General features: G+C 45.3%; 11 protein-coding genes and 2 tRNA genes. 9 read left to right on the top strand and 4 right to left on the bottom strand.

What is annotated here, in order from left to right:
* Window positions 1–14: 14 nt before the first annotated feature.
* From yycF to BM271_RS07045, 3 genes are all read right to left on the bottom strand, one after another.
* On the bottom strand, window positions 15–716 hold the full coding sequence (gene yycF, locus BM271_RS07055; protein ID WP_046788997.1) for a response regulator YycF: 702 nt from the start codon (window positions 714–716) through the stop codon (window positions 15–17).
* 135 nt (window positions 717–851) lie between these two features.
* Window positions 852–924, bottom strand: a tRNA-Asp gene (locus tag BM271_RS07050).
* A 30-nt stretch (window positions 925–954) separates the two neighbouring features.
* A tRNA-Glu gene (locus BM271_RS07045) sits at window positions 955–1026 on the bottom strand.
* 368 nt (window positions 1027–1394) lie between these two features.
* Here BM271_RS07045 and BM271_RS07040 point away from each other — a divergent pair.
* The 9 genes from BM271_RS07040 (at window position 1395) to cysC (ending at window position 10748) form a co-directional block, all read left to right on the top strand.
* A complete protein-coding gene (locus BM271_RS07040) occupies window positions 1395–2129 on the top strand; it encodes a phosphoadenylyl-sulfate reductase (protein ID WP_046788996.1) in 735 nt (244 codons plus the stop codon).
* A 127-nt stretch (window positions 2130–2256) separates the two neighbouring features.
* On the top strand, window positions 2257–4086 hold the full coding sequence (locus BM271_RS07035) for an assimilatory sulfite reductase (NADPH) flavoprotein subunit (RefSeq protein WP_046788995.1): 1830 nt from the start codon (window positions 2257–2259) through the stop codon (window positions 4084–4086).
* A gap of 14 nt (window positions 4087–4100) precedes the next feature.
* A complete protein-coding gene (gene cysI / locus BM271_RS07030; protein ID WP_046788994.1) occupies window positions 4101–5819 on the top strand; it encodes an assimilatory sulfite reductase (NADPH) hemoprotein subunit in 1719 nt (572 codons plus the stop codon).
* A gap of 23 nt (window positions 5820–5842) precedes the next feature.
* The gene (gene cobA, locus BM271_RS07025) at window positions 5843–6616 is read left to right on the top strand and encodes a uroporphyrinogen-III C-methyltransferase (RefSeq protein ID WP_046788993.1); all 774 of its coding nucleotides are present in this window, start codon (window positions 5843–5845) and stop codon (window positions 6614–6616) included.
* 13 nt (window positions 6617–6629) lie between these two features.
* Window positions 6630–7370 carry a sirohydrochlorin chelatase gene (locus tag BM271_RS07020; protein ID WP_046788992.1) on the top strand — a complete coding sequence of 247 codons (741 nt, stop codon included), beginning with the start codon at window positions 6630–6632 and terminating at the stop codon, window positions 7368–7370.
* 19 nt (window positions 7371–7389) lie between these two features.
* Window positions 7390–7995: an NAD(P)-binding protein gene (locus BM271_RS07015; protein WP_046788991.1), complete on the top strand. Its 606-nt coding sequence runs from the start codon at window positions 7390–7392 to the stop codon at window positions 7993–7995.
* Window positions 7996–8022: 27 nt separating this feature from the next.
* Window positions 8023–8931 (top strand): sulfite exporter TauE/SafE family protein, encoded by a 909-nt coding sequence (locus BM271_RS07010; protein ID WP_046788990.1) that lies wholly within the window; start codon window positions 8023–8025, stop codon window positions 8929–8931.
* Window positions 8932–8950: 19 nt separating this feature from the next.
* Window positions 8951–10144 carry a sulfate adenylyltransferase gene (gene sat, locus BM271_RS07005; RefSeq protein ID WP_046788989.1) on the top strand — a complete coding sequence of 398 codons (1194 nt, stop codon included), beginning with the start codon at window positions 8951–8953 and terminating at the stop codon, window positions 10142–10144.
* Window positions 10145–10148: 4 nt separating this feature from the next.
* Window positions 10149–10748 carry an adenylyl-sulfate kinase gene (gene cysC, locus BM271_RS07000; protein ID WP_046788988.1) on the top strand — a complete coding sequence of 200 codons (600 nt, stop codon included), beginning with the start codon at window positions 10149–10151 and terminating at the stop codon, window positions 10746–10748.
* 56 nt (window positions 10749–10804) lie between these two features.
* Here cysC and BM271_RS06995 read toward each other — a convergent pair whose 3' ends face one another.
* Entirely contained in the window at window positions 10805–12091 is a 1287-nt protein-coding gene (locus BM271_RS06995) for an adenylosuccinate synthase (RefSeq protein WP_046788987.1), read from the bottom strand.
* Window positions 12092–12093: the final 2 nt, after the last annotated feature.

Here is a 12093-nt window from a genome sequence, read left to right as displayed (position 1 = left end):
ATATGTTAACTCCTTTATTCATCGCCTTGGATATAATAACCCACGCCTCTCCGCGTCATCAGGTACTCTGGATGGGATGGATCATCTTCAATCTTTTCCCTCAGTCTTCTGACTGTCACATCCACTGTCCGGACGTCGCCGAAGTAATCGTACCCCCAAACTGTTTCAAGCAGATGTTCCCGGGTCATCACCTGTGACAGGTGTTTCGCCAGATAGTGGAACAGTTCAAATTCACGGTGGGTGAGTTCAATGTCCCTGCCGTGCTTTTTAATCGCAAAGGAATCCGGCAGTATTGTAATATCTTTGATTTGGATGTTGTTTGTTTCCACTTCTTTTTCTTTTGGAGCTGTGTCCTGGTTCCTTCTCAGATTAGCTTTCACACGGGCGATCAGTTCACGTGTCGAGAAAGGTTTCGTAACATAGTCGTCCGCACCGAGTTCAAGACCCAGAACCTTATCGATCTCGGAATCTTTGGCAGTCAGCATAATGATGGGCATTTCATGCTTCTTACGGACTTCCCGGCACACTTCCATGCCGTCCATACCCGGCAGCATGATATCAAGCAATACAATATCCGGTACAACCTCGAGTATCAATTCCAAAGCATCATTGCCGTCATAGGCACAATGCACTTCATAACCTTCTTTTTCGAGGTTGAATTCCAATATATCCGCAATTGGTCTTTCATCATCCACTACAACAATTTTTTTAGCCATTTTTTTCCCCTCACTTTGCATCGGAGTCACGTTTTTCATAGTTATCCAATATAAATGTATCACTTTTCACTATTTTTATCCATATTGACACAACAAAAAAACCCCCAGCTGATTTATGCTGAAGGCTTTGCTCTACGGTCCCGACGGGAATCGAACCCGCGATCTCCTGCGTGACAGGCAGGCATGTTAACCGCTACACCACGGGACCATGGTGATTAATTTATGTAAATATGTAAAGTGACCCGTACGGGACTCGAACCCGTGTTACCGCCGTGAAAGGGCGGTGTCTTAACCGCTTGACCAACGGGCCATATTGATTATTATCTTTGGCACAAGAGTTATTATACCATGATACAAATTTCAATTTCAACTGAATTTTTATTTTTATACATAAATAATTCAATAACTGGTTTTTTATTAAAAATAGCCGGTATAAAGCAGATAATGTTAAGAAAATGTAAATCATACTAAAAAACTCTAGTTTATGATTGACATGGAATTATCTATCAGATATGCTAGTCATCATAATTTAATATTTTCAAAAAATTCTAACTATATAGAGCCTCTCTATAAGTTAAATAGACGGTTTTTATAAGGGGGAGAAAATATTACCAATGAAATTTTCAATAGATTTATGAACAAAAAACTCTAACGTAAAAAAGGAGGAATGATGAAGATATGGCAAATGCAGAATTATCTTATGAGAATTTCACGACTGATCCGTTTCAGCAACTGACGCCTGCAGACGAAACAAAAGGGGCGCTCCGGATTTTGGAATGGGCTTATGGAAACTTTGGAGACTCCATCATTTATTCCTGCAGCTTCGGAGCTGAAAGCATGATACTCATCGACTTGATATCCAAAGTGAAAACAGATGCACAAATCGTGTTTTTGGATACGGACCTTCATTTCCAGGAAACTTATGACTTGATCGACAGAGTGAAGGAGAAATACCCCGGACTCCGCATTAAATTGAAAAAACCGGATCTTACGCTTGAAGAACAGGCAGATGAACATGGCGCCGCCCTGTGGAAAAGCGACCCCGGCCAATGCTGCTATATCCGTAAAATAAAACCGCTTGAAGATGTTTTATACGGTGCGTCGGCATGGATTTCCGGCCTGAGGAGAGAACAGTCCCCAAGCCGGCAGAATACCGATTTCGTCAATAAGGATGAACGGTTCAAGTCCATCAAAGTATGCCCGTTGATTCATTGGACATGGGATGATGTCTGGGATTATATCGGGAAATATGAACTGCCATACAATGAGCTTCACGATTTCCAATATCCGAGTATTGGATGCATACCATGCACTTCGCAGGTAAAATCGGGGGGAGACTCACGTGAAGGAAGATGGGCCGGCTCCGATAAAACCGAATGCGGGCTGCATACTCTGGGTAGCAATTCTAAATAAGCAGCGTTCTGCCACATATTAAGAGCATATTTTTTTTGCAGGTAAAACCTAGTTACAAAGTAGGAATAACATGTATATAATCTGTGTCACGCCAATAATAGAGAAAGATAGGATGAGGTGATATCCCTTGCAGCTAACCGTAACAAACAGTCCATTTAATGAAGAACAGACCGAAAAGATCAATCAAATACTGCCCACTCTGACACCGGAACAAAAAATCTGGTTCAGTGGTTATCTCACTGCAAACCAGCAGTCTGAAGCCAAGATCGGTATTGACGCACCGTCACGAGAAGTAGCAGAATACCTGCTGAATACGGAGATTCCATCCAAAACCCGGGAAATAACCATATTATACGGTTCTGAAACAGGTAACGCGCAAAGCATCGCTGAAACACTGGAAGGCAGACTCAAAGAGAATGAATTCACTGTAAAACTGTCCTCCATGGAAAACTTCAAACCGAAGGATTTAAAGAAAGTACAGGATCTTTTTATCATTTCAGCAACACACGGTGAAGGCGAGCCGCCGGATAATGCCGCTACTTTCCATGAGTTCATCCACGGCCGGAAAGCCCCCAAGCTGAGCGACTTGCGCTATTCAGTGCTTGCGCTCGGAGACCAGTCATATGAATTTTTCTGCCAGACAGGCAAAGACTTCGATGAACGGCTTGAAGCACTCGGCGGAGAAAGGTTATCTCCAAGAGTGGACTGTGATCTGGATTTTGATGAACCCGCTGAAAAATGGATGGAAGGCATATTAAGTTCTTTAGCCGATTCTGCAGCCAGCGTTTCAACATCGGCAGCCGATACTGAATCGGCACAATCATCCAATACACAGAAATATAGCAGAACCAATCCTTATAGAGCGGAAGTACTCGAGAACATCAATCTCAACGGCCGCGGTTCCAACAAGGAAGTCAGACATATCGAACTCTCCCTTGAAGACTTCGGCGAGTCATTCGAACCTGGCGACTGCCTGGGCGTATTTCCTGAAAACGATGCACGCATCGTCGATCAGCTGTTGGAAACGTTCGGCTGGAATCCCGAAACAGACGTCGAAATCAATGCGGACGGCGAAACACTGCCGCTCGCAGAAGCACTGACTTCGCGCTTTGAAATTACAAAGCTCACAAAACCACTGCTTATAAAAGCGGCTGAAATATTCGGGAACACTGCGTTAAAAGAGGTGGTAAACGAAGAGGGATGGATCCAGAGCTACATAGAAGGGCGTGACCTGATAGATCTCATCGGCGACTTCCCTGCAGCTGATCTTCACCCCGAAACACTTCTTCAGATACTCAGAAAACTGCCTGCAAGGGAATATTCCATTGCCAGCAGTTATAAAGCCAATCCTGATGAGGTCCATCTGACAGTGGGTGCAGTGCGCTATAACGCACACGACCGCGATCGGTCCGGTGTATGTTCCGTACAGTTTGCCGAACGCATCGAACCGGGGGACACTGTACCGGTGTATGTGAAGAAAAATCCTAACTTTAAATTTCCTTTCAATGAAGAGACCCCAGTCATCATGATCGGTCCGGGTACAGGTGTTGCCCCGTTCAGAGCTTATATGGAGGAACGGGAAGAACTGGAACTTGAGGGGAAAACATGGCTGTTTTTCGGAGAACAGCATTTCACTACAGACTTCCTGTATCAGACCGAATGGCAAAGCTGGCTTAAAGACGGGGTATTAAGCCGGCTGGATCTCGCATTTTCACGCGATACCGACGAAAAGATTTATGTACAGCACCGCATTGAACAAAACAGTAAAGAATTTTACCAGTGGTTAAATGAGGGGGCGGCGCTTTACGTATGCGGCGATGAAAAAAGCATGGCCAAAGATGTACATTACGCAATCCGCACAGTGCTTGAAAAAGAAGGGGGACTGAGTGAGGAAGATGCCGAGTCCTACTTGTTACAGTTGAAGAAAGATAAGAGATACCAGCGTGATGTTTACTAGAAAGGAAGGATAACATGACTGAACACAACAATACCCTGCTATCAGAGAAATTGGATGAAATGGAACGCATTAAAACAGACAGCAACTACCTCCGCGGTACAATCGCTGAAGGCCTGGAAGATGGCATCACCGGCGCAATCTCAGCGGAAGATACAAAACTGCTGAAATTCCACGGCAGTTACCAGCAGGATGACAGAGATCTGCGCGACGAACGCCGCAGGCAAAAACTTGAACCTGCATACAGCTTTATGATCAGAGTGCGGGTGCCGGGCGGCACCGCGACACCGGAGCAGTGGCTGGCGATGGATGATATCGCCGATGAATATGCCAACGGCACACTCAAACTGACTACGAGACAGGCATTTCAATTCCACGGCATATTAAAAAGGAATTTAAAGAGTTCCATGCAGAATATAAACAGCGCGCTGATGGATTCACTTGCAGCCTGCGGGGATGTAAATCGGAATGTCATGTGCAATCCGAACCCTTATCAGTCAGAGATCCATCAGGAAGTGAATGATCTGGCCGGTGGAATCAGTGATTACCTGTCACCAAGAACCGGTGCGTACCATGAAATATGGCTGGATGAAGAAAAGATTCTCGATACCCGGGACGATTCGGAGGAAGTGGAACCTATATATGGAAAAACTTACCTTCCGCGTAAGTTTAAAATCGGGATTGCTGTGCCGCCATCAAACGACATCGATGTTTATTCACAGGATTTGGGCTTTATCGCCATTATTGAAAACGGTGAATTAACTGGCTTTAATATATCGATCGGCGGCGGTATGGGAATGACCCACGGCAATACTGACACATATCCGCAGGTGGGACGGGTGATCGGCTATTGCCCTAAAGACAAAGTAAAGGAAGTTGCCGAAAAAATCGTTACGATACAACGAGATTACGGCAATCGTACTGATCGTAAGCAAGCACGGTTCAAATATACAGTGGATGCCAAAGGGGTGGACTGGATCCGGGAGGAATTGAATAACCGTCTCGGCTGGGAACTACATGGCACGAAAGATTTTCATTTTGACCATAATGGTGACCGTTACGGATGGACGAAAGGTAAGGGCAGATGGCACTTTACGTTGTTTATCCAAAACGGCCGTGTGAAAGACACTGAAGACTATCAGTTAAAAACGGCTTTAAGGGAAATTGCCGACATCCATACCGGAGACTTCAGACTGACACCGAACCAAAATCTGGTCATAGCGAATGTTACCGATCAGAAGAAAAAACAGATTCAGGCAATCATAGACAAATACGGCGTCACTGATGGTGAAAACTACTCTGGACTCAGAAGAAATTCAATGGCCTGTGTAGCCTTTCCGACATGCGGGCTTGCAATGGCCGAGTCAGAACGCTATCTGCCTTCACTGATCAACAAAATTGAAGAGATACTGGATGAGGCCGGCCTTAACGAAGAAGAAATCACAATCCGTATGTCCGGCTGTCCGAATGGATGCTCAAGACCTGCACTGGCAGAAATTGCATTCATCGGTAAAGCACCTGATAAATACAATATGTATCTCGGCGGAGGCTTTACAGGTAACCGCCTTAATAAATTATATAAGGAGAACATCGGGGAGAAAGAAATCCTGGAAAGTCTGCGTCCGATTATTATCAAGTACGGTAAGGAAAGATATGAAGGAGAACATTTCGGCGACTTTGTCATCCGTGCAGGCATTATAGAAGAAGTCCACTCCGGTCAGGATTTTCACAGCTAACATAAATTAAACGAGGTGAGAGTATGGGAAAAGTATATTTGGTCGGAGCCGGACCCGGTGATCCGGATTTGATCACGGTTAAAGGGCTGAAAGCAATAGAACAGTCGGATATCATTTTGTACGACCGGCTGGTCAACAAAGCACTGCTCGATCATGCACCGAAATATGCACGGTTTATATATTGCGGTAAAAGTCCAAACCGTCATTCGCTGCCGCAGGAAGAAATCAACGCCCTCCTTGTGAACCTGGCGAAAGATGGCAGCACTATAACAAGACTGAAAGGCGGAGATCCCTTCATCTTTGGCAGAGGGGGAGAAGAAGCTGAAGCATTGTCCGCACATGATGTTCAGTTTGAAGTTGTGCCCGGGATTACATCCGGAGCGGCTGCACCGGCCTATGCAGGCATTCCTGTTACACACCGGGACTACAGTTCTTCTGTCGCTTTTGTTTCAGGCGTCGTTAAAAAGAGCGTGGATGTCGAAGAGTATTGGAAGCATCTGGCGCTGGGCCCTGAGACATTATGCATATACATGGGCGTGAAAAAACTTCCTGAAATATGCGGACTGCTGATCAGACACGGACGGAATATTGATACGCCCGTCGCTTTGATTCACTGCGGTACTTCAAATACACAAAAAACAGTTACAGGCACGCTTGGAAACATTGTTGAATTATCAAAGGAGATTAGGAATCCTGCAATGATTGTCATTGGAGAAGTGGTTCGTCTCAGAGATAAAATAAACTGGTATGAGGAAACGGCATTCCAGGGAAATATTCCTGAAGCAATCTATCAGTGATGGGGGGAGTTTCATGAGAGGTATTTTATATGTCAGCCACGGCAGCAGAATCAAGGAAGCGAGACAGGAAGCTGTATCATTTATAGAATCTGTCAAAAGCCAGGTGGATGCGGCACTTCAGGAAACATGTTTTTTGGAATTGGCTGAACCCGATTTGGAACAGGGTGTAGACGCTCTGGTTGAAAAAGGTGCCACAGAGATTTCAGTCATACCCGTTCTCCTATTGAGCGCCGGTCACTACTTCAATGATATCCCGGAAGAAATGGAGCGGATCAAGGCAAAATACCCCAATATAAAGTTTTTATACGGGAAACCGCTCGGAGTGCAGTCACGGTTAACCAATATTTTAAAAGAGAGAATCGAAGAGACGAATATACGCCCCAAAAGAGATGCCAAAGTATTGGTCGTCGGCAGAGGGAGCTACTATCCACAGACCCAGATCGATATTACAACCATTGCACAGTCACTTTATAAATCGACCGGGTTCCAGGATGTGGATGTCTGCTATCTCGCAGCATGCAGTCCCTCGTTTGAAGAAGCGCTTGGATTGGCTGTTGATTCGGGTCATTCACAAATATTTATCGTTCCATATCTGTGGTTCACAGGTGTCCTGGAACGACATATAGAAAGTGCGGTAAAAAGCCGTCAGAGTGATGCCAAAATCGTGCTCTGCCATCATCTTGGCGATCATCCTGCGATGAAGCAGGCATTAAAAGAACGGGTGTATGAAACATTCGAACCATTGACTCTTTAAGAGCAGAGGATGAATGAAGATGGCTTATATTCCATTAATGATCGATATCTCCGGCAAAACTATCACTGTGGTCGGCGGCGGTAAAGTCGCTGAGCGCAGAGTGAATACGCTGACCGGATACGGGGCAGACATTCATATCATCAGTCCCGAAGTGACTGATAGCCTTTACTCCCTCTATGAACAGGGGAAAATCTCCTGGGATAGAAGGATATACGACACGAAAGATGCACAGGAGGCCTCTCTCATTATCGCAGCAACGGACGACACGGCAGTCAACTGGTCCGTAAAACGGAACGCACCGGCACATGCACTGCTCAATATGGCAGAAGAGGCAGAAGCGGGGGATGTCATTTTCCCCGGCACACTGCACCGTGGCAGAATGACCATCAGCGTTTCCTCGGGGGGCGCCAGTCCCGGCCTCGTCTCTTCAATGTTAAAAGAATTAGACCACAAATATGATAATAATTATAAAGCATACGTCGACTTTTTATATGAGTGCAGAAAACTGATTAAACACAGCGCAGTCACGGGTGATGAAAAAAAACGGTTACTAAAAGATTTACTATCCGATGAATATTTGAATGCCGGCAGACAGCAGGAAGTACTAGACTGGCTTAAATCATAAGCCTGAATATGATGGGAGGGAGCAAGCATGCAAAAACTGATTATATTCGCACTCGTTGGTTTTTTTGCCCAATTAATAGACGGGTCGCTTGGGATGGGGTTCGGTGCAACATCCTCCTCTCTGCTACTGACATTCGGTATCGCACCGGCTATTGCATCAGCGACTATTCATTTTTCGCAAATTGCAACCACAGCCGCTTCCGGCATATCCCATTGGAAATTCAAAAACATCGATAAAACATTAGTGCTCGGGCTGGCTGTGCCGGGTTCCATTACCGCATTCATAGGAGCAGCACTTCTGAGCAATATACAAAGCGGGCTTATAAAACCATTTATTGCAGTATTTCTGCTCTCCATGGGATTTTATATACTGTATCAGTTCATATTTAAGAAGCAGCATAAACCGCAGGGCGGAACAAAAAAGATTTCCAGCCTGTCCCTGATTCCGCAAGGGGCCGCTGCAGGATTTCTCGACGCAATCGGCGGAGGCGGATGGGGACCGGTAAATACACCACTCATGCTATCCCGCAATAAGCTTGAACCGAGATACGTCATCGGCACTGTATCAACGGGTGAGTTTTTTGTAACTCTTTCCGCATCCCTCGGATTCATTATATTCCTGGGCTGGAGCCAAATCAGCTGGACATTGGTTATCGTCCTCGGTTTAGGCGGCGTTGTTGCTGCACCCTTTGCAGCATGGCTTGTCAAAGTGATGCCGGTTCATATGTTGGCAGTGTGTGTCGGCGGATTGATCATTTTTACAAACAGCAGCATTCTGCTCAGTGTTTTCGTGGAGAATCCGGTTGCTTCAACAAGTACACGGCTGGCTATTATTCTGAGCTGGATTGCATTAGTTGTTTACACGTTGTATCAAAACAGGAAGCTTCCGTTCAGTTTTCAGAGCCGAAAGTCCGACGAAGTAAAACAAATACAATAAATTAAAGGAGCGTGTCAGTATGACAGTAACAAAAGAAATTCTTGAACAGACGATACAGCCACACGGCGGAGAACTGATCAACAGAGAGGCTGAAGGCAGCTTCAAAGCACATCTTATAGAAGATGCAAAATCATTCCCGGCACTCACATTGAACCCGTGGAGCCTGTCTGATTTAGAATTGATTGCGATTGGCGGATTCAGTCCGCTGACCGGGTTTATGGGTGAAGCTGACTATAAAAATGTAGTTGAAAACTTGCGGCTTGAGAACGGTCTGATCTGGAGTATACCAATTACACTGCCTGTGACTGAAGACGTGGCGGAAGACTTTGAAATAGGATCCAGTGTCGCACTTTACGGTGAAGATGAAAAACTATACGGCGTGCTGGAACTCGCGGAGAAATATACTTATGACAAAGCAAGGGAAGCGGAGTTAGTATACGGGACTACAGATGCCAATCATCCTGGCGTTGCAAGAATATATGAAAAAGGCGGCGTTTATCTTGCCGGTCCGATTCATCTTTTAAATCGTCCTGCTCATGATGAATTTAAAGATTTTCACCTGGATCCTTCAGAAACAAGGAAACTGTTTTATGAGCTTGGATGGAAAACAGTTGTTGGTTTCCAAACGAGAAATCCTGTCCACCGTGCCCATGAATATATCCAAAAAGCAGCGCTTGAATCAGTCGATGGTCTGCTTTTAAATCCTCTTGTCGGCGAGACCAAATCAGATGATATTCCTGCTGATGTCCGCATGGAAAGTTATCAGACCATACTTAAATACTACTATCCGGAAGACAGGACCAGACTTGTCATCTATCCTGCAGCGATGCGGTATGCCGGTCCAAGGGAATCAATACTTCATGCTACTGTACGCAAAAACTACGGCTGCACTCATTTTATAGTCGGGCGGGATCATGCAGGAGTCGGAGACTATTACGGCACCTATGAAGCACAGGAACTAATTTCCCGCTATGAAGCTGAGCTGGGCATTCAAATATTCAAGTTTGAACATGCATTTTACTGCATCACATGTGAAAACATGGGAACGGCTAAAACTTGTCCGCATGATAAATCATCCCATGTCCATTTAAGCGGTACAAAAGTACGGGAAAAACTGCGCAATGGGGAACAGCTTCCAAAAGAGTTTTCAAGACCGGAAGTTGCAGATGTACTCATCAGAGGGCTTCAGAAAAACTTATCTCGTCAGGAGTGAAAAAATGAACACATCAACTAATATTATATGGCACGATTCAGAAGTGACAAAGCAAGAAAGACAGGCCAGAAACAGCCATAAAAGTGTCGTCATCTGGTTCACAGGACTTTCCGGTTCAGGAAAATCAACTATCTCCGTTGCTCTCGAGAAGGCACTTTACGAACAGCACATCCACTCCTACCGTCTGGATGGCGATAATGTCCGTCACGGCCTGAACAGCAACCTTGGCTTCAGTCCGGAAGACCGCAAGGAAAATATCCGGCGTATTGGTGAGGTGGGCAAGCTTATGGTTGATGCAGGCATTGTGACGATGACCGCTTTCATTTCCCCTTACAGGAAAGACCGAAATTATGCAAGAAGTATCCTTGAAGAAAAAGAATTCATAGAAGTATACACAAAATGCAGTCTGAACGAATGTGAATCACGTGATCCGAAAGGACTCTATAAAAAAGCACGAGCAGGAGAAATAAAGGAATTTACAGGAATCAATGCTCCATATGAAGCACCCGCACATCCCGAAATTGTCATCGATACAGAAAAACAGACAGTGGATGAAGCTGTTGGTGCCATCATTTCTTATTTGAAGAATAATCTGTATATATAAATCATTTATAAAAAATGCTCCACAGGAAAAAAGTTTATCCTGTGGAGCTCTTTATGTTATGCCCAGAAATCTTTAAGCAGATTCGTCTGATTCCGATCCGGACCTACAGAGAATATTGAAATTTTAACACCGGATAATCTTTCGATTTCCCCGAGGTAGTTCCTCGCATTTTCCGGCAGTTCATCAAGGTGTTTCACACCGGTGATATCTTCCTTCCAACCGGGCATCTCTTTGAAAATCGGCTTGGCGCGTTTAAGTGCATCCAATGTCGCAGGATATTCCGTAATCTCCTTGCCGTCGATTTCATAGGCGGTACAGATCTTCACAGTATCCAGACCGCTCAGTACATCGATGGAATTGAGTGACAGGTCTGTAATCCCGCTTACGCGTCTTGAATGGCGGACTACTACGCTGTCAAACCAGCCGACACGTCGCGCGCGGCCTGTCGTTGTTCCGTATTCGCGTCCGACTTCACGTATGTGTTCTCCGCTCTCATCAAATAATTCAGTCGGAAACGGACCGTCTCCAACTCTTGAAGTATATGCTTTGCATACACCTACGATATTTTTGACAGACGTTGGACCAACGCCACAGCCTACAGTAACGTTACCTGCCACAGGGTTGCTGGAGGTGACAAAAGGATAAGTACCATGGTCGATGTCCAGCATGACACCCTGAGCGCCTTCGAACAGCACTTTGCCGTTGTCCTGGAAAGCATCATCAAGTACTTTCGCTGTATCTGTAACGTATGGTGCCAGACGTTCAGCCGCTTTTTTATAAGGCTCGTAGATCTCATCAAATGTGAATCCTTCACGGTTGTAAAGTGCTTCAAACGTATGATTCTTCAGCTTGAGATTTTCTTCAAGGCGTCTTTTGAAAGTTTCGTCGTCTATGAGGTCCGCCATGCGGATGCCGATGCGCTGTACTTTATCTACATAACTCGGTCCGATACCGCGTTTCGTTGTTCCGATTTTATTTTCACCGCGTGCTTCCTCTTCCAGTTCATCCTGCAGCAGATGATAGGGAAGGATGACTTGTGCACGGTTTGAAATTCTCAGATTCTCCACCGAAATGCCGCGTTCGATCAATCCATCAAGTTCCTTGATTAGAGAGAGCGGGTCGATGACGACACCGTTTCCTATCAAAGATATTTTATCATCGTAGAAAATACCCGACGGTACCAGATGAAGTTTGTATGTCTCACCGCCGAACTGGATTGTGTGCCCTGCGTTATTGCCTCCGGAGAAACGTGCAATGATGTCAGCGTCCTCAGATAAAAAGTCAGTGATCTTCCCTTTACCTTCGTCGCCCCATTGTGTTCCGACTACTACTGTTCCAGACATTT

The sequence above is a fragment of the Salinicoccus halodurans genome, from assembly GCF_900114445.1.
GTDB lineage: Bacteria > Bacillota > Bacilli > Staphylococcales > Salinicoccaceae > Salinicoccus > Salinicoccus halodurans.
The sequence above is the reverse complement of the archived record's forward strand: the minus strand, read 5'-3'. Positions and strand labels throughout refer to the sequence as shown.

Excerpts from the sequence above, each read along its gene's own strand:
- yycF (WP_046788997.1), bottom strand. The coding sequence starts at position 716 with ATGGCTAAAAAAATTGTTGTAGTGGATGATGAAAGACCAATTGCGGAT.
- BM271_RS07040 (WP_046788996.1), top strand. The coding sequence starts at position 1,395 with ATGGCAAATGCAGAATTATCTTATGAGAATTTCACGACTGATCCGTTT.
- cysI (WP_046788994.1), top strand. The coding sequence starts at position 4,101 with ATGACTGAACACAACAATACCCTGCTATCAGAGAAATTGGATGAAATG.
- cobA (WP_046788993.1), top strand. The coding sequence starts at position 5,843 with ATGGGAAAAGTATATTTGGTCGGAGCCGGACCCGGTGATCCGGATTTG.
- BM271_RS07020 (WP_046788992.1), top strand. The coding sequence starts at position 6,630 with ATGAGAGGTATTTTATATGTCAGCCACGGCAGCAGAATCAAGGAAGCG.
- BM271_RS07015 (WP_046788991.1), top strand. The coding sequence starts at position 7,390 with ATGGCTTATATTCCATTAATGATCGATATCTCCGGCAAAACTATCACT.
- BM271_RS07010 (WP_046788990.1), top strand. The coding sequence starts at position 8,023 with ATGCAAAAACTGATTATATTCGCACTCGTTGGTTTTTTTGCCCAATTA.
- sat (WP_046788989.1), top strand. The coding sequence starts at position 8,951 with ATGACAGTAACAAAAGAAATTCTTGAACAGACGATACAGCCACACGGC.
- cysC (WP_046788988.1), top strand. The coding sequence starts at position 10,149 with ATGAACACATCAACTAATATTATATGGCACGATTCAGAAGTGACAAAG.
- BM271_RS06995 (WP_046788987.1), bottom strand. The coding sequence starts at position 12,091 with ATGTCTGGAACAGTAGTAGTCGGAACACAATGGGGCGACGAAGGTAAA.